Source organism: Bradyrhizobium campsiandrae (assembly GCF_014529705.1).
GTDB lineage: Bacteria > Pseudomonadota > Alphaproteobacteria > Rhizobiales > Xanthobacteraceae > Bradyrhizobium > Bradyrhizobium campsiandrae.
Genome location: NZ_JAANIH010000084.1, coordinates 1 through 19,614, shown reverse-complemented (window position 1 = coordinate 19,614; position 19,614 = coordinate 1). Strand labels below are relative to the sequence as shown.

Here is a 19,614-nt window from a genome sequence, read left to right as displayed (position 1 = left end):
ACCTACCCAACCGGCGGCAACACGCGCGCCGCCTTTACGCTGTCTCTGATCCAAAGCAGGCGCGCCCCGTCGCGCGACCTACGCACGGCGAGCGCCGCATCGTGCGCTGACCCGGCCGCATCGGCTTGGACGATGTTCGGAAGCAGGCTCTGGAGTCTTGGGAGGTCCGTCGCCGCTGCGGGATACGCATAATGCCGCTTGCCGGACGAGCCTGCATTCGCGAGATTCCGGTAGCGTAGCCAGGAGGAGATCGGCCCTGGAAGCGCGCCCTCGCTGGCGGACCGGACAAGTGTCCCTGCCTCGAAGCTGAACATCGCGGCGCGGCGAGTGACGTGAGCATACGCAATCGCCGCCTGCCTGGAGAGGAACCTGGCTTCCCCTCCTCGGGCGGAGACCACGTAGACATCGTGATCACGGTCGGCGACGCTTTTCCAGCGGACCAGGCGCACCGGCTCGCGGTCGTCGTCGCGGGCCGTGACGAAATGGCCGCGCTTCCATGACCAGAAGGACGCTGGAGCATAGAACTCGTGGCTGATCGGCGTCCGGACGAACGACGCCGGCGCTTTACCTGCCACCTTCGGCGAGTCCACCATCCAACGAAGGCGCGCGGCAAGCTCGTCGGGCTGCACGGAAGCCGCGCCGAGGAGCGGCGGAGACCAACGCGCCACCCCGCCTGATCGGAACGGCTGGCCGCCCATCGCTGCGACGGCATCCCTAAAGTCCTCAGCCAGACGCGCGCCGACGCAACCATCGACGACGACAAGTCCGGCCGCGGGCGGTCCCAGCGGCGCGATGGTCGGCCGGCGCAGCATCCAAGTGCGCCCCTTCCATCCCGGCCTCAGGATCGGCTCGATCGTGGCCGCCTCCTGAAGGCTCCGCAGGACGTCCCACGGGCTGGCTTCGCCGGAGAGGATGTCGGAGAGCATCGGCACGAGCTCGGCCTCCGACCAGCCGGACGATCCTCCACCCGCGTATACGGCCTCGATGAGATCATCGAGCGGGGGGTCGATGTCGCTCCATCCCCGAGGCGGTGAGGCGACCTTATCCTGCATGGCGACGACATCGCTCCATTCCGGGACTGATGCGCCCTTTGCCTCGCCTATCGAACGGTGAACGTGCGCGTCGCGAACGAAAGTGAGGCTGCGCGACCAAGACGGAGATGCGCCGGTCGCGTCGGCGGCCGATTGCACCACGTACGCCCCCTGGAGGGCGCGTTCGCTCCTGATCGCATAGGTCCCGGGAGACTTCTCCTCGCATGAGACCGAGAGGTTAGCCGCGCCGCCGCGAGGCGCGATCGACAGACCACATGCATCGGCAGCAACGTTCGGCAGAACACGAGGCCTGCCAAGCCACTCGCCGGCGCTGCGCACTCCGCCGAACACCCGCACGCTCCTGATCTGCTCTCCCGCCGACGGAAGCTTGATCATGGCGCTGATGACGTCGTGCGCCTTGCCGGACGGCACGATGCGTGTGAGGGCCCAATCGCCGCTCTGCTCCAGCGCCCCCAGCTTCGCGCCGATCTTGCCAGCGACCCGCGGCGACAGGCCTACGATGACCTTGCTGGGGCCGTCGGCGAGAGACGGCATCGCTTCCCAGCGGGCATGCCCAGTCTGATGGAAGAAGACCACGCCGAGATCGATGGCATGCGTCAGATCGTGTCCCTCCACGGCGGCGCATGCGACAAGGGCCTTGGCGAGCGTTGCGTGAGACCCGAGCCCGCGGCCGGTCGTCAGGTCGGAGACTAAGAACGACCAGAGATTGTCCTCGTCGTGGACCATCTCGAGCAAGAGCTCGAACGTCGACGACGTCTTCCTGCCCAAGCTGATTGCCTGAACCAGACGCCAGAAGCGATGATCGGACAGCACGCGATGCCCGGCGAGATAGCTGCGCGCGAAATCGCTGTAAGCCGACTTCAGATATGCGGACGACTTGGAGCCGTCCGCGACGCGCCTGAACCGGTCCAGGAAGTCGAGCGGACTGGACAGCGCGTCGCGGTTTTCGGAAAGGAAGTTCTGGACCACCTGCTTGTCTTTCCTGGAAGGAAAAGACATGTGCACCGAGTATCCGATCTGCGTTCGCCATTCATCCTCGGGCGGCAGGTCGAGCACGCGGAAAGGCGATCCTCTCGCCGCCCTGTCCTTGAGCCAGGCGTCGAGGTCCAGCCACATGCGGTTGATGCCGGGAAGGTGCGGGAAGGTGCGGTCCAATTTGAGAAATGAGGCCAGCTTGGGCCGGAACGCGTGGCCGCTCGCGTCGGGATCGATCATTCCCTCGACCAGCATCGTAAGCGCCAAATATGCGAAGCAGCCCGGAATCTCGTCGCCCGAATATCTGCGATATTCTCCACGCTGCAGCGCCTTTACGAGCGCATCCTGCTTGTCCGCCAAAGTCGAGCGGAAGGCCTCGATCACCCGTTCCCGATCCGTGTATTTTTGGCCGACCGCCTCCGTCAGGGTGTAGTCCGTGACTTCGAAAGATCGAAGCGGAGAAGCGTCTCCCTGGCCGATAGACAAGAAGTGGCGCGTTAGAGCGATCTCCCATTCCAGATACGTGTATGGGAGGGCCACCGTCATTTTCAGATGCGAAGCTCCAGCTGGCCGCGACGGCTTCTTTGGTCGGCCCCTCGCGCAGTCTGCTTGGGCCTGGACGCCTCGGCCCCGCCAGACTTCTTGATCGAACGCAGCAGCGGCGTCAGGAGCTTTCCGCGCAGGAACGAGACGACAGGCACCGCCACGCCGTCGCCGATGACCCTGAACGCGTACTCGTAGACTTCAGGCAGTCGATAGCTGGCCTTCAATCCCATCAGCGAAGCCGCCTCCAAGGGCGCAAGGAGGCGCGTCCGCACGTTGCCGCCCCTGACGACGATGACGCGGGGCCGCGATCCGCCGCCTTTGGGCGTCCGGAGGCAACCGGCCAGACCTCGGAAGCAGATCTCGGTCCGCTGAACGGTCTTGCCGCGCGAGGGCCGCATCCGCAGCGAGAGCGTTCCGACCATGCGCTTGCCGGAGTTCCTAGCCTCAGCCAGTTTCTTCTTGTGCGCGTCCGACATCATCGCCAGGAGGCGCTTCGTCTCCGCCGGCGCATGCCATTCGACGCCGACGGGCTTGTTCTTGACGATCTTGTTCAGGGTCTTCTTCAGTTCGGGCGGCGCGCCGAGATTGAGCCACATCCACTGCTCGCGGCAATGGCCCGAGAGCTTGCCGACGGCCTTCACCAAAGGATCCGGGTGCCAGATCGGGTGCGGTTCGTCGCGAACGAGCGCGTCAGCAACCTTCGCGGTCTTTGAAACGGCGACGATGAAGACCCTCTGTCGTGACTGCGGAACGAAGTGTCGAGCGTCCACGACGGCGGCGCCGGCGCGCATTCCCAACCGGTCGAGCGCGGCGATGACTGCCTTGAATTCCTCGCCGCCGTTGATGGTCAGGAGCCCGACGACGTTCTCCAGCACGACGATGCGGGGCAGGCGGCCGTTCGCCTTCAATTTTTTCATGAGGTCGATGAACGCCCAGAACGTTCCGGATCGCGTTCGATCGCGGCCGTTCGCTTGGCCGAGCCCCAGTCCGTTGCCAGCAGTCGAGAGGTCCTGACAAGGAAAAGAAGCCCACGCCAGGTCGGCGCGCCGCCCGAGGTCGGCGGCTTCGACCTTATGGATATCGTCCTCCAGGATTTCCTTTTCGCCCCAATTGTCCGAGTAGACTTGGACCTTCAAAGGATCGAAGTCGTTCGCGAACTGGCATTTCCACCGGCCCCCAAGTCCGGCGCGCACCATTCCACCGCCTGCGAAGAACTCAAGATAGCTCGGCACCTTAGATGGCCCTCCAGCCCACGGCGGCCATCATGAGTCCGGACGCAGCAAGACGCCAGGCGGCTACAATCCGCTCTGGTCTGCCGGTCGCTTCCAAAATGCCCATGCCCCTACCTCAGCCTAAGGCTGGCTTCCTTCCCTCCTAATTCGCCGTTAGAACCGCAGGGGTGTGATGTCCTCCCTGATGCTCAGCGCTCCGCGCATGACGTTCGTCGGCAATGTAGAAGTCGGCGAAAATGACCCAGCCAAATCGATCTCGCTGCTTTCTAGGAACTCCGAGTGCCCGCGAAAGCAGCAGAATCGTCGCATGGGTTGAATCGTCCCGCAAGCGCAATCGTTTTTACTTTAGTCGCGCCCGAACATCCCATTTCCACTATCCCGGCAAAGGGGATCGACACTAATGTTCGCAATATGTTCTAGTTCGGCATGACCGATCGCCCGCCAGCTGGCACATGCCGACCAGGAAGCAAATGGACCGGATTGCCGCTGCCGTCGGCAAGGGGCGCACCTTTCGCTCCTGCAGGGCGCCTGCGCCGACGGCGGCAGTCCCGACCCCGGCATCCGGACGCCTGCTGCGGCTGAGTCAGACTCCCCGAGTTTGCCGACTTTGCGGGCGGTGGGTTACCGGCCTTGAGCGCGCCACGGCGTCACAACGCGAAAACCCGGGAATACCATGCTCCCACAAAAGATTGCGGCGGCGTGGCATTTCCCGCTCGGGTATCCTATGAACGGCGCGGGGTCGTTTGATGGATTTGGACGGTAAAACATTGGCCGATTGGCTGCTTTCGCAGCCCGTCGGAAATCTGCCGAAGCGGAGTTTCGCCTATCAAGCGAACTACGCTGCCTTGGCGTCCAACCTCGAACCGTTGCATCGGGAAGTCACGACGACGGCTAACCGGATGGACGGCGGATACCTGACCGACCACGGTCCGGACCACATCCGCAAGCTGATATCGCGCATCTCCGACCTGCTGTCCGCTGGCGATGGCTTCATAACGGCCTACGAAGCGTACATCTTGCTTTGCGCAGCGCAATTCCACGATGTCGGCAACATCTTCGGTCGAGACAGGCACGAAGAGAAGTCGTGGCAGATCATGGAGCGGAACCGGGCGACGCTTCCACCAGACACCATCGAGCAGCGCCTGATCTACGACATCGCCAAGGCCCACGGCGGCGAGCGGAAAGACAAGCTCAGCGACATGCAGCGCACATACGACATCGCGCAGACCACAGTAAGGCCTCAACTGTTGGCCGCGATCCTCAAATTCGCAGACGAACTGGCGGAGGATTCGGAACGCGCGGCGCGATACACCGCCCACCTCGGTCTACTCGGCGGCAGCGAGATCTTCCACGAGTACGCGCTCGCCCTGCAGAACGTTTCGATCGACGGACCCTCGCGGGAAGTCCGGTTCCAGTTCGAGATGCCGGTCAGCAAGGCCGTCCGGACCTTCGCGAAGGGTTCGCCGGGTGCGACATCAGGCGTGTACCTGCTCGACGAGATATTCAAACGAACGATGAAGTGTCACTGCGAACGCATGTACTGTTCGCGCTTCATGCGCTCGGTCGTAGATCTCACGGCCGTTTCCGTGAACATCGCTGTCACGAACGACGCCGGCTTTAAGGTCGAGGAGACCATCGCCTACAAGTTGGCCGAGACCGGGTATCCCGACTCGAGCGGACAGGACATCTACGAGGTATGTGAGGACCTTACGCACTGGAAAAACGTCGGTCGCCTGAACGGGCTCGCGTTGAAGAGCGAACTGGAGCAGACGCATGTCCAGTGACCTGACCAAGAATCCCTTCGCAGTTCAGTCACCGGAGCACATCGCCGCGGAAGACGTGATCTCGCTGTTCGTCGAGGACTTCGCGGACTTTCATCAGGTGCTTCGGACGGGCCATACCTTCCTGCACGGTGCACGCGGCTCCGGCAAGAGCATGATTTTCCGTTACCTGGAGCCGGACTGCCAGGTCATCGCCAAGAAGTGTGCGCTGCACCAACTCGAATTCTTCTCCTTCTACATACCGATCAAGGAGACGGATCTGCGGCTGACCGAACTTCTCAGGCTCGAGAAGGAACGCCACGGCAGTCTGGCGCTGAACGAGCATCTGATGGTCGTCAGCTTTGCGATCAAAATGCTCGCTTCGCTGCAGAGGATCTCCGTGCACGCGAGCGCGACGGCCGCCAAAGACTTGGCCGCCTTCGTGGATGGAGGCCTCAAGAAACTCCTCCAGCGAGGCGGCTGGAGCGCCGAAATTCCGGCGATCGCAGCCGAAGCGTCGTTCGACCAGGTACGTCAGATGGCCACCGAGGTCATGGAAGAGGTCCATGCCGAGATCTCGCAATTCATCCAGCGCCTTTCTCTGGGCAGAAATTACACGTACGAAGGCGCGTTGCTCGGCTTTCTCGATTTTCTAAAGCCTTTTACGCTCGCGTTGCGCTCGCTTCCCTTCATGCCCAAGGTTCCGGTCTTTCTGCTGATCGACGACGCGGACAATCTGAGCGAGGAGCAGACCCGCATCCTCAATACGTGGATATCGAGCCGAGGCGTCGCGGAGTTGAGCCTGAAGGTCTCGACGCAGCTGCGGTACAAGACCTACCGGACGGTCTCGGGCCAGCAGATCGAGATGCCGCATGATTTCGCGGAGGTCGAAATCTCGAACGTGTACACTTCCGATCGGGACCGATACGGAAAGCGCGTCCACGACATCGTCCTGAGACGGCTACAGAAGGCCAACATCGCCGCGACACCGGAAGAATTCTTTCCTCCCGACAAGGAGCAGGAGCGTGAGATCGAGGAACTGGCCGCCAAGATAGTCGAGGCTTTCCCGACTGAAGGACGCGGGCACAGGGCGCGCGACGACGCCTACCGATATGCCCGCCCGAATTTCATTCGCGGGCTCGGCGGCGCCCGGAAGGCGTCGTCCACGTACAGCTATGCGGGCTTCAGTCAGCTCGTCCACGTCTCGTCCGGCGTCGTGCGGTATTTTCTGGAGCCGGCAGCGTTGATGTGGGGCGAGCAGTCCGCGGCGAACGACAGCAAACCCGTCTTGTCGATCGCCCCTCACATCCAGAACAAGATCGTCCGTAGCGAAGCCAACAGATTCCTGACCTCGGAGTTCGAGCGCATCACGCAGGACGAGACCCGGGGACCGGATCACCGCGACAAGGCCTGGAAGCTTCGCAACCTCATCGATAGTCTAGGCAGCCTTTTCCAGTCGATACTGGTCTCCGACGACGCGGAGCGACGGATCTTTTCCGTCGCCTTCAGCAACGGCCCAGATGACGAGGTCCGCGCGGTCTTCAATCTCGGTGCCGAATACAACTACTTCCACAAGAGCTCGATCGGAAAAAAGGAGGGAGGCGGCCGAACCGACCTCTACATCCTGAGCCGCAGGATAGCGCCCGTGTTCAATCTCGATCCTTCCTCCTTCGCCGGCTACAAGTTCATCACGAACGATACCGCGCGCATGATGGTTCTGGAGCCCAAGCGCTTCACGAACTCGCTCCGAGCGGGGTCTTCGGCCGACCTGGTGGATCCTCCTCAAGGCAATCTGTTCGGGGAGGCATGATGTCCGTTCCGACGAAAGTGCTTCTGACCGGCCTTTCCGGCAAGTTGCCGGCGAAGATCGATTTCTTCGTGTGCTGCGCGAGCTATGAGCGACGATCTACGTGTGCGGCCCTGAACGTTCCGCCAGATCGGGTGAGCGTCCCGCTCGTCTGCTTCAACGACGACTTCGAGGACTCCGTTCGAGAAAACCGCGCCGCCATCACGGATCACTTCGGTCCGAAGTCGCGAACTGTCGCACTGAGGCAGAGCGATCCGATGCTCGGGCTGGATCGCCTTCAGGAAGCACTTTCCGGCCTGATCGGCGGGGACCCCAAGACCGTAGTCATCGATACGACGACTTTCACGCACGAAGGACTGTTGATTCTGCTGCGTCTGCTGGCGTCGTGTCTCCGCGCAAGCGACGCCGTCCATATCGTCTACACGCCGGCTTCGGACTATGCATTGGGGTCCGAGGCCGCCGAAAAGTGGCTCAGCCGCGGACTCAAGGAGATACGCTCCGTCTTGGGTTTCCCCGGCAGGATGGTGCCGGCGCGGAATCTCCACCTGATCGTGCTGGTCGGATTCGAAGTCGAAAGAGCTCGGATGCTCATCGACGCGTGCGAGCCCGACATCGTGTCGCTTGGAAGCGGGCGGGACGCCACGGATGCAGGAAAGACGCATCTGCCCCGCAATACCGAAAGCCTTCGCGCACTATCGGTTCTCTATCCGGACTTTCTCAAGTTCGAATTTTCGAGTGTCGACCCTTCGGAGACGGAGGAAGTCCTTTCTCGCCAAGTGGACCTCTACCCGGGCCGAAACACGATCATCGCTCCGATGAACACCAAGCTGTCGACGATCGGCACGGCCCTCCTAGCCATGAAGAGGCGGGACATTCAGCTTTGCTACGCGCCCGCGATAACCTACAATACTCCGGCGTATTCGAGTCCCTGCGACTTCTGCTATACCACCCAGCTCGAAATTCCTCGCTTCGACGTCAGCAAGACGGACTGACGGAGATGCTGGGGCTGGATCTTTTTTCGGGCGCAGGCGGCATGTCGTTAGGGGCGCGGTGGGCAGGCGTCGACGTCAAGCTGGCGATCGAGATGCATCACGCCGCCGCGCGCACCATCGCGAAGAATCATCCCGATTGCCTGGCGATCCAGGGCGACCTCCAGCACATCGGCGGCATCGGCAACTACCGGACCCGCAACGAAGAGCTCGTTATCTTCGGTGGGCCTCCGTGCCAGGCCTTTTCGACGTCGAACCAGCGCAACCGCGGCCCAGAGAACGCCCGCAACTTTCTCTTCCGGGAGTTCCTGAAATTCGTGCAGGCGGAGGCGCCGGACTGGGTCGTGTTCGAGAACGTGCCCGGCATCCTCGAAAAGGGGAGTCGTCCCTACGTTCTGGAGATCGAAAAGAAGCTGCGGGCTCTCGGCTTCAAACTGGCTTCGGGAGTGCTCGATGCCGCCGACTTCGGCGTGCCTCAGCATCGCAAGCGCTTCTTCATCGTCGGCTCGCGCAACTCGACGCCGGATCTTCCGACGCCCCGACGGATCAAGCTCACTTCAGTCAACGAAGCGATCGAAGATCTTCCGACGCTCGCGAACGGCGCCGACGAATGCACGCTTGCCTATGGGCGTCCGGCCAAGAGCCAGTATGCCAAGAAGATGAGGGGCAAGCGCGAGCGGTGTTCCAACAATCTGGTGAGCGACAACTCGAAGTTCGTCGTTTCCCGGTACAAGTACATTCCGCAAGGGGGGAACTGGTCGGATATTCCCAACCGCATGATGAAGAATTATGCCGACCCAACGCGATGCCATACCGGCATCTACCATCGGCTGAACGGCGACGAGCCCTCGGTGGTGATCGGAAACTTTCGCAAGAACATGCTGATCCATCCGACGCAGGATCGAGGCTTGTCGGTGCGGGAGGCCGCGCGACTCCAGTCGTTCCCGGACTGGTACGAATTCGTGGGTACGATCGGACTCCAGCAGCAGCAGGTAGGCAACGCGGTTCCTCCGCTGCTGGCAAAGGCCGTGTTCTCGCAGATCACTCGCGCCTGAGCGTCAGCGGCCCAGTACCCTCATGAGATCGTCCCATTCGCGCTTGGGCAGGCCGCTCGCCGGCTGATCAATCCGCTCTCCCGCGAGCATCCTTCGGACTACCTGGATGGCGGTCGCCGACAGATGCGCCGACTTTAGGTCGTATTCCTCGAAGGCGGCGTGCGACAGAGGCACCCACTTCTTCATCACGTCGAGCATCCGTTCGGCATAGACGCGGATCTCGTACTGCGCGTGCGCGTCCGCCCGAAGACGCAGGAAGTTCATGAAATTGTGCAGATCGACCTTCCAGTACCACTGCGTATAGAAGTTCAGGGACAGGTTCATGCGCGCGAGTTCGCGCGCGAGACCCGGCCCGACGTCCTGTCCGGCATCGTCGCCTGCGCCCAGCATCTGCAGGTAATGCCGATAGACGGTCTCCGCGTCGGTGCGGAGAATTTCCAGCACCTCGGCGGCCCTTTCGTCGTCAAGCGTCTCGCCGCGTCCCTGCCGGTTCGACGAGGATTGGGCGGCGAGATGCTCCTTCGCCGGAACGTAGAACTCCTTGTCGAGGATCGAATAACGGGCCGAATACTCGTTGACGCTCGCGGTCCTGTGCCGGATCCACTGGCGCGCAACGAAGATCGGGAGCTTCACGTGCAGCTTGATCTCCGCCATCTCGAACGGAGTCGTATGCCGGTGGCGCAGCAGGTATCGGATCAGCGCACTGTCCTCGGAAACCTTGCGCGTTCCTCGTCCATACGAAACGCGGGCGGCCTGGACGATCGATGAATCGTCGCCCATGTAGTCGACGACCCGTACGAACCCGTGATCGAGCGCGGGCATGGGCTCAAAAAGCAACTCCTCGAGGGCAGGGACGGTAGGTCGTCGCGTGGGAGACGCTTCCCGCCGGGACTTCTCGATCTCGGCCCTATCGTCGTCAGATATTTCCATTCGTCGCCTTCCAAACCCATTGAAACCCGCTTCCGATCGCTTCGCGAAAGATATCAGCGCTGCACCGCCGGGCCTATGGCTGCCTCCCAAGCCGATCGGACGCGCAACGTCGAAACGAGCGAGGCCACGAGATCGAACTGGACAAGTATGTTGTATGTAGCATGACCGACTGACCCATCAGGTGGTGCATTCGTCGACCAGGAAGCAGATGGACCCGTAGCTGCTGCCGTCGGCAGGAACGTGCCGCCAGTGCATGGACTAGCTCCGGACAATGGGTCCCTGCCGCCGGAATACTGGTGGGCACTCCTGACGACGCGGGCGCCGCCGGCGGTCGACCGGGTCTTGCCGGACGCCTGCTCCGGCTGACGAGATTCTGAGCGATATCTACGATGGCCGGTTGACGCCGCAACATCCTAGGGCCACAAAGTTAATCGGATTTACCGATCGGTAAATTCGGCTGTAGAACAGCCTTCCAAGACACCACAAAATTCCCGCTCGGGAAATTCTTGGCGTCGGAACTCATTCGAGCAGCTAAAATTTACCGCTCGGGAAAATCTGGCTTGTCATTCGGCATTTCAGGGCATATATTCCCGCTCGGGAAATTGTTATGACGATCGCAACCACGACAGAACTCGGCGAACTGATCCGGGCCCGGCGTACCTCCTTGGGGCTCCGGCAGCAGGACGTCGCCCTGACGGCCAACGTCGGTGTCCGCTTCATCGTCGACATCGAGAACGGTAAGGAGACCAGCCAGGTCGGTCTGGTTCTGCGCCTGCTGCAGGCGCTCGGCATCCGGCTGAATCCGGAGATGAGCCCGGTGCCGACGGCGCGGCCGACGGACGAGGAAGCCGAACCGTTCGACCCCGACAACTTCTCTCCCACGCCATGACCAGCAACCCGAAGCCCGGCGAGGCCGGCGAGACCCTCGAAGTCCGGTACGGCACTCTGCTCGTCGGCCTGCTGCGCCGGCGCTCGGAGGAGATCCAGGACATCGAGTTCGTCTACGGCGAAGCGTGGACGAAGGATCCGAAGGCGTTCGCCGTGTCGACCCGCATGCCGCTCGCCAAGCGCGTCCACGAACCGGACGTCGTGTACCGATGGTTCCTGAACCTGCTGCCCGAAGGCCGCACGCTGAAGACGGTCGGCACGATCCTCAAGATTCCGGAGGCCAACGTCTTCGCGCTTCTTGAAGAGTTGGGAGAGGACCTTCCCGGCGCGCTCGAAGTCTATCGGCCCGCCGACCAGAGGCCGAAGCGGACGCCGCGCTACAAGCGTCTCTCCGAGGCCGAGCTCGCCGCGGCCATCCGCCGCCTTCCCGAGAAACCGCTCCTGATCGGCGAGGAGGGCATCCACATGTCGCTCGCCGGCGCGCAGGACAAGCTTCCCGTGGTCCGGTATCCGGACGGAGGGATCGGCCTCGCGCTCGACGGCGCGCCGACGACCCACATCCTCAAGCCGGCCAACAAGCACTTCAACAACGCGGTCGAGAACGAAGCCTTCTGTCTTCGCCTGGCGGCGAAGGTGAAGCTGGACGTCGCCGAATGCACGATCGGCAAGGCCGAGGATCTCGACTACCTGCTGGTGAAGCGCTACGACCGCGTTCCCGAGGGACGCAGCCTGCGCAGGCTGCATCAGGAGGACTTCTGCCAGGCCACCGGGCACATTCCTTCCACGAAGTACGAAGCCAATCCGGCGACGAGACTGCGCGGTCCGACCCTGAAGGACTGCTTCGACGTCATCCGGAAGACGGAGAACGGTGCGGCCAACGCAGCGCGCTTCCTGGACTTCTTCGTCTTCAACGTCCTCTGCGGAAACGTCGACGCGCACTCCAAGAACTACTCGCTGCTACTGCTGCCTGGCGGCGGCGTGTCCATGGCGCCGCTCTACGACGTGATGAACGGCGACATCTATCCGGATGTGACGCGCAATCTCGCCATGAAGATCGCCGGCAAGAACCGCGGACACTACATCCATGCGCGCCACTGGGACCGGATGGCGGAGGAGAATCAACTCTCCGGCGCTCAGGTCAGGCGCCGCGTCGGCGAACTCTCCCAGGCGGTGATGGATGCACTGCCGTCCGTCGTCGAGGAGTTGAACGCGCTCAAGGAGTCCCCGGGCTATCAGCGTATCTCCGACTGCGTCGCCGGCTATTGCCGCGACATGCTGCGGAATCTGAAGAGTGACGTCGACGACGAGCCGGAGGAAGATCTGGAGCCCACGCGTCCGCCGGGCTTTTCCTGAGCGCTTCCGTAGGAGCGGTTTCGCGCATTCATGCCGTCGGCCGTCGCGCTGCGGTACGCCGGGCCGAACGTTCCTCATATTTCCGTACGTTCGCAGTCCCGAGTGAGCGCCGGGAAACCCGGAGTACGAGCTTCAGGAGGTCGCCGCCACGGTCGCTTTCCGAACATACCACCCCGGGCCGCGCGGTACGCAAAGGAGAACGACGGCCCACGCCGTCAAGGCGAGGCCCAGCAGAGGGACCACGTAGAAGAAGAGGGGGGTCCACGAGCGGGGGAATATCTCGACGCCCTTCGTGCAGTCCTCCTGTCCAGATCCGGCCTTCCGGAGCCGCATCTGCTGACCCTCAACCGCGGCCGGTGCCCACAGCAGCGTCGTGTCGGCGCCGCCATAGAAGTGCTTCTTGTCCTGTTCGCAGATGTCGCCGCGCTCCGCGATCGTCATGCAACTGACGACGCCTGCGACCGGCGCGACCACGAGCACGAGGAGCACGCAGAACTGGTACAGCTTCCCTTCCCATGCAGCGGTCTCGAGACCCTCAAGCCACACCAACGGGATCCTGGAATGCCAGACGTTGCCGTGCCGCCGGACATGGAGCAGAAACGGAAGCGAAGCCAGCAACAGCAAACCTCCACCGATGATCACCCCGAAATAAGCGACGCCGGCGGGATTCTCGACCGGCGCTCCGGCCTTCTCTCCGAAAAGACGGCCGACGAATTCGGTGCCTCCCTGCAGCGTTACGACCGTCGCCGCCAGGAACAGCACCGCCGCGACAGAGAACCAGCTCCACAGCTTCGTAAGATGCCCTTCGTTCAAGCTCGACCTCCGAGTGTCCGGAATTCATGGTTTTGAGGAATTGGCCGTTACGGCAGTTTCCCTCTGATGACCCGTCCGACGGCGCCCCGACGTGCCGCATCGGCCGGATGCTGGATCCACTCCTTGCCCTTGTCGACCGAAAGCTCGTGTCCGACATGGTCCGCGAGCTTGCCGAACTCGCCTCGCTTGAGCGAACCCTGCGGATCGTCGATCCAGCCCTTCACCTTGTCGATCGAAACCTCGTGACCCAGATGCTCGACCGTCTCCCAGGCTTCCTTCGGAAGCTTCCCCAACAGTACGAGAAGGCGCACGATCTCGTTGTTCGATCCGAACACAAGGTCGCCCAGAAGCAAGGCGAATCCGGACGACGCCGGACACGGCGCAGGCGCGAGTTGGGCGAGCGCGTCCTTCGTGGCGGCCGAGACCTGCTCCGTTTCTGTCCGCGCGGCTCGATCCAAAGCTTCGTCGGCGTCGGGTCGGGGGCCGTCGGCGACGACGGGAGCGACACGAAGGCGAACCACCAGATCGATACCGTCGTCGCTCGCCGCGAAGGCTTCCGGCGCGAAAGCGACTGCCAACGCGGAATGAGGGGCCTCGACCGACCAATCGCCGAAGTTCTTGGCGGCGACGCGGACGAGATGAGGCCGGCCATCAAGAACGAGCACCGGTGGGATCGGGCCCAACGACGAGGAGATCCGGCCACCGATCGAGGGTACCTTCATCCAACCGAGGTCGCCCTTCAGCACGCCGTCGGTCTTCACGTCCGCCTGCAGCGCGGAGCACGAGCCGGGAAATTCGATCGCCGCCACCTTTCGATCTCCCGAGCCCGTGACGACCGGCTGTGCGATCGCCGTCATGCTTCCGCTTCCATGCCCGACGAGACCGACCGACGTGCGGACCACGCCGCTGGCGATCATGTCGACGTTCAACTGGATCTTGGCTTCGGCGTCGAGGGTCGCATCCAAGGGGAGCATCAAGGACTTCTGGCTCCATGTGGCCTGACCGAACTCGATCCCGACGCCGCCCGAACCGGCGCCTGCATCCAAGAGGGAAGCCTGAATGCCGAGATTTCCGAGGATTCCCAGGTCCTGGCGCTTGCCGGCCAGATTGCCGTTCTTGCCTACCGTCTTGAACGTGACGCGGCGAAGCGACGGATCGAGCTTCCGGATCTTGTCCGTCAACGCCAACAGCGCGGACTTGCCGACGTGAACGCCGGCACCGGACGGCGTCTTCGACCGATCGAGCTCGGCGGTCACCGAAGCCCGCAACGCTTCCACCCGGCTTCTCAATTCGGCCAAGCTCGCGGGAGGTTCGTCCGCGACGCGATCCGATGCCGCTCCTTCGGCGAGCCGGCCGAGAAGCCATACGCCCTTCCGCCCGAAGACCACTCCGCCGTACGAGATGTCCTGGGCCACCGAACCCTTGGCCATGCTCGTCTGTATCGTGACCGAGCCGCTTCCGCCGTTGACCGGAATCGTCTGCGTCTTCTCCAGACCGAGCGGTACCTCGACGTGGTCGGGCAACGGAATGCGGGCTTCGAAAAGGTGTGGGTCCGCGAACAGGACGAGCAGGTCGGGGATCACCGCAGTAAGGAAGCTGCGCTTGGCGATATCCAGCAGCGATCCGTCGGAATGCGGCGATATGCCGGTCGGCTCGATGCGGAGGGTGACGAGAGAGGACGTACCGTCGCTGCCCTTCGAAACGCCCTGAAACGTGACGTTCGCCGCGACCTTCAAGGGCAGCGAGAAACCGGCCTTCTCCGCGGCGAGATCGAGCTCCGCCTCCAGAGAGCCGGCGTCCGGCTTGAGACGCATGCCTTCGACGGTCACCGACGTGCCGGCAAGCAGCCCTTGGCCGGACCGTCGTAGTTTCAAACCGACGATCTGGCCGAGCGACGTTTCGAGCGTCCCGACGTCGAGAAACAAACCCGCGTCCCACGCAGCCGGGACGGGGCCAGCCGTAAGCGTCCGAGAGGTGAGATCGAGAGATCTCCAGGACGAAGCGAGGCGCGCCTTCTCGGCGATCCCCGCCGACTCCGGCGACCGCCCCGGGTCTTGCGAGACCGTCTCCGCCGCCGCGGCGTTCGCCAAATACAGACCGGCGGCCAAGGTCGCGGTCGCGAGCTTGCGCAATACCATGAGCGGCAATCCTCCTGCGGCGGTGCAGATGCGCCGGCCTTCAGCCCAGCGTAGAACAGGCCGGGATCTTCGCGCATCAAGAATCGCGACGGGCCTTGGATATCCATCGACGGCGAACGTCATCCTCCCGTCACGAAGAACATCTGTCGCAGCGCCGCGCACGAGACGCTTTTCGCGCGGACCGCCTTCGGGGTGGGGATCGCGAATCCGCGACGAGACCGCGGCCGGAACCCTCAGCACGGAGCGCGGGACTCCGCGATATCGTCGTCGATCGCCTTTTCGCCGAGTTGGAGAAGCGCGGAGCCGGAGGCACGGGGAGAATGCGCGAGATCGTCGCGGCCATTCCAAAAGCCGTGGCTATACGACCGGCTCCTGTTGCCGGAAGGCTCGGGATTGTCGGCATTCCGGTCGTCGAGATAGCCCTGGACCATCTCCCTCTCCCAATGAGCGCGGATCGGGTCCAAACTGGCGGTAAGCACAAGGGGAGCGCACCCGATCCGGGGACGTCTGCACTATCTTGTGCGTTCGCACGGCTGACCTCTCCTGCATGTTCGGTGCCCGACGTCATCGTGCGAGGAAGGCCGGTCGCAACGCAAACCGCAGCGGGAAGCTAACTCGCGCAGCCGCGCCTTTTCGCCGTTTTCCCCGGATTTATCTTGGTAGCGTCGAGGGTTGCCGTCGTCGGGGTGGGTCCTCCGGTGCCGACGGCGGGCGCGTCCTTCGGGGGAGGGATGCCCGGGTGACGGACGCACCCGAGCATCCCGATCCACGGGTCGTGGACCGTCGTATATTGTGGGGCGAGTGACGGGGCTCGAATCCGCGGCCTCCGGAATCACAGTCCAGCGCTCTAACCAACTGAGCTACACCCGCCACAACCCTCAAGCAGCCACGAGCCGCGCGAGCAGTTCGGCTTCGGAGACCGGATGCTGTTGCCGCAGCGTCAGGTCCCTGAGCTCGATGGTCCGCGTGCTTCCTGGCTTCAAAATCACGGCGAAACCGAAGCCCTTCTTGTCCGCATATTTGAGCTGGGTGCCGAGATCGCTGCGCTCGAAGAAAGCTTCGGTCGGAACTCCGGCGCTCCTCAGCTGGTCGACGATCCCGAGCCTGTATTGCTCGGACGAATCGTCGCTCCGCGTCACCAGCAAATGCCGGCTGAAGGCGCCAGTCTTTGGAAGAATGCCAGCTTCGATTAGCCGGGTGACCAGACGGCTCATGCCGATCGAGATCCCGACGCCCGGAAACTTCTAGGTCGAGAAGTTCGAAGCCAAGTCGTCGTACCGGCCGCCCGAACAGACGCTTCCGAGATTCGGATATCGGTCGATATCGACCTGACCTATCTGCCGGTGGCTCCGCGTCCCGAATCTCTTACCGCGATCGATGCGGCGATGAAGCGCATGGCGCGGCGCACGGGTGACGGAAGTCGTCAACGCTCGTGAAAAGATCGTCACCAAGCTGACCGTCCAGAAAGGTGATGCGCAGGTCAAGATCGAGGTCACGCCGGTGATCAAAGGCAGCGTCTTCGAGCCAGAGTTGCGCGACGTGTCGCCGAGCGTCGAAGACACGTTCGGCTCGCACAGATGAAAGTCGCTTCGTTCGCCGATCTATACGCCGGCAAGCTCGTCGCAGCCCTAGACCGGCAGCATCCGCGTGACCTCTTCGATGTCCGCGATCTGCCTCGCCAACGAAGGCATCACAGACGATCTCCGCAAGGCGTTCATCGTCTACCTCATCAGCCATAACAGGCCGATTTCCGAGGTCGTGGTTCCTCGTCGCAAGGAACATCCAGCAAGAATTCACGCACGGCTTCGAGGGCATGACCGCAGATGAAGTAACCCTGAACGAATTGCTCGAAACCCGAGAGAGGCTGATCGCCGAGGTCGCGGGAAAAATGCCGCAAGCTCACAAGGATTTCCTCAAGGGGTTCAAGCGCGGTGAGCCGGATTGGGGCCTGCTCGGCGTCCCTGGCGCGGCGGAGCTGCCGGCGGTACGCTGGAAGCAGATCAATCTGGACAAACTTCCTGCTGAGAACAGGGCGAAGCTTGTCGCGCAGCTCGAGCACGTCTTGAGCAATGCCTGAGGTCGGAGGAGGGGACCTCAGTCGAGCACGCACGTAGCAACTTGTTGAGCGAATTTTTGGGATACGCCCGCCACCCAGCGAGCCCAAAGCTTGCGGGCTTCAGCTCAGCCGCCTATCGAACAGTGGACGCGCCTACCTATGCGTGCCGTATAGGTTTCCGGTGCTTGGATTTCGGTAGGATCCGCCTTTATGAGATGGGCCCGAGCCGCCGATGTAAGTCCCGCCGTGGCTGGAGGTATGATGGCCTCCACCATACGGCACTCGGCCGCCAAAATGGCTACCACCTCGCGCTGCGGCAAAACCAGTCGACGTGAGCAGCGCAATCGCAAGAACAATAACCGTCTTCAAATCCATTCTCCCAAAATAATGCTCATCGCACGACGGCAGTCTTGCTCGATGCCGCTCGGATCCCAACACGGAACTCATTCGTGTGCACACGACTAAGGTCTAGGGATGTAAATTCTCTCCCTTTGTTGATCTCTCCCTATGGTTGCGCTTGAGTCTCCGCGGGTCTGAGGAGTCTATCATGCGTAAATGGGGGGTCGTGGCGCTATGCGCCGCGTTGGGCGGCTGCTTAACCAATGCCGAGACGGTTCAGTTTCGGGCGTCCAATCCACAACAACAGGCGCTGATGCGCGACGGGCAGCCGGCTTTGGTCTCGCGTCAGAAGAGCTCGCTCGTCCTTGTGCGTCCGGCTTCGCGGCAGGTCCGTGCCAACGGACGGCCCGTCTTCGTCGTCGCGATCAATAATCTCGGCAAGGGCCCGATCGATTTTCGCGTTGCACAAGTCGAAGCGACACAGCATGTCGCCGGCTCCGACTACGGCATGCAGGTCGTGACATATGAGATGCTTGTCCAAGAGGAGAAGAACCGACAGGTCGCCGCCGCGATCTTCACGGGGCTCGCCGCCGCGGGAAATGCCTACAGCGCTTCCCAAGCCGGTTATGGCCACTACACGACCGCGGGCGGCCGCACGGGGACCTTCTACAGCCCGACGGCGGCGGCGATCGCCCAAGGTAATGCGGCCGCGCAGAATGACGCCATGATCGCGGCCACCGTGGAGACAGGGCAGCGCAACATGGCCGTCCTCGAGCAGTCTGTCATCAAGGACAATACGCTCATGCCGGGCGAATGGTGTGGCGGCCAGTTGCATCTGGCGCCCCCCGTTGCCAGCGAGGGCGGAGGTCAAAAGACCTACACCATCGTCATCACGGTCGGCGCCGATCGACACGTGATCGATATCGCGCAAGGTCCGGCAGGAGCCTAACAGTGATGGCGATAACGCCCTAGGAAAACGGTGCAGCTATGCGAGGAGGTACTGTAGCCCTCCTTATGGGGCTGACGGCCCTCGGAGCCTATGCGCTGGGACGGCAGGATGCCGGACCGGGGCGACCGTCCAATGTGACGGTGCAAGCACCGGCGGCCACTGTCGCGCCGGTCGCATCGAAGCCTTGGCCGTTAGTCGCAAGCCCAACCGCAACGCCGGCTCCTCCGAGCCCAGTACCGGCGTCGTCAACTTCCGTGGCGCCATCGCCGTCCGTGCCGCCGAGATCGAGCGCCGCAAATCCAACGCCCCAGCCCAATACCGAGCGTAAGGTCGAAGCTGTACTGACGGCCGCAGCCATTGCCGCCCTGCTCATCAAGGCAAGCCGCGACCAATATCATGCAACGGGCCGACCTTGCGCCTGTCCTGATGATACGATGCGAAACGGCAGAGCTTGTGGCGGACGAAGCGCCTACGCGCGACCAGGCGGCGCGGCCCCCCTTTGCTATCCGCACGTCCAGCGCCATGATCGAAGATTATCGCAAAAGAGCCGTCCGCTAGAGATCGCATGAGGGGGAGCGAATGCAGATTCTGAAATGGAAGTTAATCCGTAAGCGACGTCTACGTCCCATTCGCAAAGATTTGGAGGGACGGATTGCAAAGCGTTGGCGCGACGGATTGCAATCTGTTGATCCACGCGTTGGAAATCGTTGAAGTTGCGTGTGGAGGGACAAC

18 protein-coding genes and 1 tRNA gene are annotated in these 19,614 nt (G+C 62.6%); 10 read left to right on the top strand and 9 right to left on the bottom strand.

The window, feature by feature from the left end; translation table 11 throughout:
* Window positions 1-2 precede the first annotated feature (2 nt).
* Both G8O24_RS37815 and G8O24_RS37810 read right to left on the bottom strand, forming a co-directional pair.
* Window positions 3-2,411 (bottom strand): hypothetical protein, encoded by a 2,409-nt coding sequence (locus G8O24_RS37815; RefSeq protein WP_188107600.1) that lies wholly within the window; start codon window positions 2,409-2,411, stop codon window positions 3-5.
* Window positions 2,412-2,575: 164 nt separating this feature from the next.
* Window positions 2,576-3,805, bottom strand: coding sequence for a DNA cytosine methyltransferase (locus G8O24_RS37810; RefSeq protein WP_188107599.1), 1,230 nt, complete (start codon window positions 3,803-3,805; stop codon window positions 2,576-2,578).
* 746 nt (window positions 3,806-4,551) lie between these two features.
* On the opposite strand from G8O24_RS37810, the gene G8O24_RS37805 reads away from it, so the two are divergent.
* From G8O24_RS37805 to G8O24_RS37790, 4 genes are read left to right on the top strand one after another with little or no spacing between them, the layout of a single operon-like run.
* Complete coding sequence (locus G8O24_RS37805; RefSeq protein WP_188107598.1) at window positions 4,552-5,589, top strand: HD domain-containing protein; 1,038 nt, start codon at window positions 4,552-4,554, stop codon at window positions 5,587-5,589.
* Window positions 5,579-7,375: an ORC-CDC6 family AAA ATPase gene (locus G8O24_RS37800; RefSeq protein ID WP_188107597.1), complete on the top strand. Its 1,797-nt coding sequence runs from the start codon at window positions 5,579-5,581 to the stop codon at window positions 7,373-7,375. The genes G8O24_RS37805 and G8O24_RS37800 overlap by 11 nt, the downstream gene beginning before the upstream one ends.
* Window positions 7,375-8,364 carry a hypothetical protein gene (locus G8O24_RS37795; protein WP_188107596.1) on the top strand — a complete coding sequence of 330 codons (990 nt, stop codon included), beginning with the start codon at window positions 7,375-7,377 and terminating at the stop codon, window positions 8,362-8,364. Before G8O24_RS37800 ends, G8O24_RS37795 begins: the two co-directional genes overlap by 1 nt.
* Window positions 8,253-9,416: a DNA cytosine methyltransferase gene (locus G8O24_RS37790; protein WP_244646265.1), complete on the top strand. Its 1,164-nt coding sequence runs from the start codon at window positions 8,253-8,255 to the stop codon at window positions 9,414-9,416. The genes G8O24_RS37795 and G8O24_RS37790 overlap by 112 nt, the downstream gene beginning before the upstream one ends.
* A gap of 3 nt (window positions 9,417-9,419) precedes the next feature.
* On the opposite strand, the gene thyX is transcribed toward G8O24_RS37790, so the two are convergent.
* Window positions 9,420-10,346: an FAD-dependent thymidylate synthase gene (thyX, locus tag G8O24_RS37785; protein ID WP_188107595.1), complete on the bottom strand. Its 927-nt coding sequence runs from the start codon at window positions 10,344-10,346 to the stop codon at window positions 9,420-9,422.
* A 607-nt stretch (window positions 10,347-10,953) separates the two neighbouring features.
* Between thyX and G8O24_RS37780 the strand changes: the two genes are divergently transcribed.
* Together G8O24_RS37780 and G8O24_RS37775 are read left to right on the top strand one after the other, a co-directional pair.
* Window positions 10,954-11,235, top strand: a complete 282-nt coding sequence (locus G8O24_RS37780; protein WP_188107594.1) for a helix-turn-helix transcriptional regulator — start codon at window positions 10,954-10,956, stop codon at window positions 11,233-11,235.
* Window positions 11,232-12,587, top strand: coding sequence for a type II toxin-antitoxin system HipA family toxin (locus G8O24_RS37775; protein WP_188107593.1), 1,356 nt, complete (start codon window positions 11,232-11,234; stop codon window positions 12,585-12,587). Before G8O24_RS37780 ends, G8O24_RS37775 begins: the two co-directional genes overlap by 4 nt.
* A gap of 132 nt (window positions 12,588-12,719) precedes the next feature.
* Here the strand turns inward: G8O24_RS37775 and G8O24_RS37770 are convergent, their stop codons facing one another.
* From G8O24_RS37770 to G8O24_RS37750, 5 genes are all read right to left on the bottom strand, one after another.
* Window positions 12,720-13,400, bottom strand: a complete 681-nt coding sequence (locus G8O24_RS37770) for a hypothetical protein (RefSeq protein WP_188107592.1) — start codon at window positions 13,398-13,400, stop codon at window positions 12,720-12,722.
* Window positions 13,401-13,447: 47 nt separating this feature from the next.
* Window positions 13,448-15,538 (bottom strand): hypothetical protein, encoded by a 2,091-nt coding sequence (locus G8O24_RS37765; protein ID WP_188107591.1) that lies wholly within the window; start codon window positions 15,536-15,538, stop codon window positions 13,448-13,450.
* A gap of 233 nt (window positions 15,539-15,771) precedes the next feature.
* Window positions 15,772-15,969, bottom strand: a complete 198-nt coding sequence (locus G8O24_RS37760) for a hypothetical protein (RefSeq protein ID WP_188107590.1) — start codon at window positions 15,967-15,969, stop codon at window positions 15,772-15,774.
* Window positions 15,970-16,331: 362 nt separating this feature from the next.
* Window positions 16,332-16,408, bottom strand: a tRNA-His gene (locus G8O24_RS37755).
* Window positions 16,409-16,416: 8 nt separating this feature from the next.
* On the bottom strand, window positions 16,417-16,752 hold the full coding sequence (locus G8O24_RS37750) for a His/Gly/Thr/Pro-type tRNA ligase C-terminal domain-containing protein (RefSeq protein ID WP_188107589.1): 336 nt from the start codon (window positions 16,750-16,752) through the stop codon (window positions 16,417-16,419).
* Between the two features lie 196 nt (window positions 16,753-16,948).
* On the opposite strand from G8O24_RS37750, the gene G8O24_RS44695 reads away from it, so the two are divergent.
* From G8O24_RS44695 to G8O24_RS37740, 4 genes are all read left to right on the top strand, one after another.
* A complete protein-coding gene (locus tag G8O24_RS44695; RefSeq protein WP_244646263.1) occupies window positions 16,949-17,119 on the top strand; it encodes a hypothetical protein in 171 nt (56 codons plus the stop codon).
* Window positions 17,116-17,277: a nucleotidyl transferase AbiEii/AbiGii toxin family protein gene (locus G8O24_RS44690; protein ID WP_244646261.1), complete on the top strand. Its 162-nt coding sequence runs from the start codon at window positions 17,116-17,118 to the stop codon at window positions 17,275-17,277. Before G8O24_RS44695 ends, G8O24_RS44690 begins: the two co-directional genes overlap by 4 nt.
* A 74-nt stretch (window positions 17,278-17,351) precedes the next feature.
* Window positions 17,352-17,615, top strand: coding sequence for a hypothetical protein (locus G8O24_RS44685; protein WP_244646260.1), 264 nt, complete (start codon window positions 17,352-17,354; stop codon window positions 17,613-17,615).
* A 526-nt stretch (window positions 17,616-18,141) separates the two neighbouring features.
* Window positions 18,142-18,882 (top strand): hypothetical protein, encoded by a 741-nt coding sequence (locus G8O24_RS37740; RefSeq protein WP_188107588.1) that lies wholly within the window; start codon window positions 18,142-18,144, stop codon window positions 18,880-18,882.
* An 88-nt stretch (window positions 18,883-18,970) separates the two neighbouring features.
* On the opposite strand, the gene G8O24_RS37735 is transcribed toward G8O24_RS37740, so the two are convergent.
* A complete protein-coding gene (locus G8O24_RS37735) occupies window positions 18,971-19,240 on the bottom strand; it encodes a hypothetical protein (protein ID WP_188107587.1) in 270 nt (89 codons plus the stop codon).
* Between the last annotated feature and the right edge of the window lie 374 nt (window positions 19,241-19,614).

Coding starts and splice junctions, on each gene's coding strand:
- G8O24_RS37735 (WP_188107587.1), bottom strand. CDS start 19,240: ATGGCTGCGGCCGTCAGTACAGCTTCGACCTTACGCTCGGTATTGGGC.
- G8O24_RS37780 (WP_188107594.1), top strand. CDS start 10,954: ATGACGATCGCAACCACGACAGAACTCGGCGAACTGATCCGGGCCCGG.
- G8O24_RS37750 (WP_188107589.1), bottom strand. CDS start 16,752: ATGAGCCGTCTGGTCACCCGGCTAATCGAAGCTGGCATTCTTCCAAAG.
- G8O24_RS37800 (WP_188107597.1), top strand. CDS start 5,579: ATGTCCAGTGACCTGACCAAGAATCCCTTCGCAGTTCAGTCACCGGAG.
- G8O24_RS37795 (WP_188107596.1), top strand. CDS start 7,375: ATGTCCGTTCCGACGAAAGTGCTTCTGACCGGCCTTTCCGGCAAGTTG.
- G8O24_RS44690 (WP_244646261.1), top strand. CDS start 17,116: ATGAAAGTCGCTTCGTTCGCCGATCTATACGCCGGCAAGCTCGTCGCA.
- G8O24_RS44685 (WP_244646260.1), top strand. CDS start 17,352: ATGACCGCAGATGAAGTAACCCTGAACGAATTGCTCGAAACCCGAGAG.
- thyX (WP_188107595.1), bottom strand. CDS start 10,346: ATGGAAATATCTGACGACGATAGGGCCGAGATCGAGAAGTCCCGGCGG.
- G8O24_RS37760 (WP_188107590.1), bottom strand. CDS start 15,969: ATGGTCCAGGGCTATCTCGACGACCGGAATGCCGACAATCCCGAGCCT.
- G8O24_RS37765 (WP_188107591.1), bottom strand. CDS start 15,538: ATGGTATTGCGCAAGCTCGCGACCGCGACCTTGGCCGCCGGTCTGTAT.
- G8O24_RS37740 (WP_188107588.1), top strand. CDS start 18,142: ATGCGTAAATGGGGGGTCGTGGCGCTATGCGCCGCGTTGGGCGGCTGC.
- G8O24_RS37805 (WP_188107598.1), top strand. CDS start 4,552: ATGGATTTGGACGGTAAAACATTGGCCGATTGGCTGCTTTCGCAGCCC.
- G8O24_RS37775 (WP_188107593.1), top strand. CDS start 11,232: ATGACCAGCAACCCGAAGCCCGGCGAGGCCGGCGAGACCCTCGAAGTC.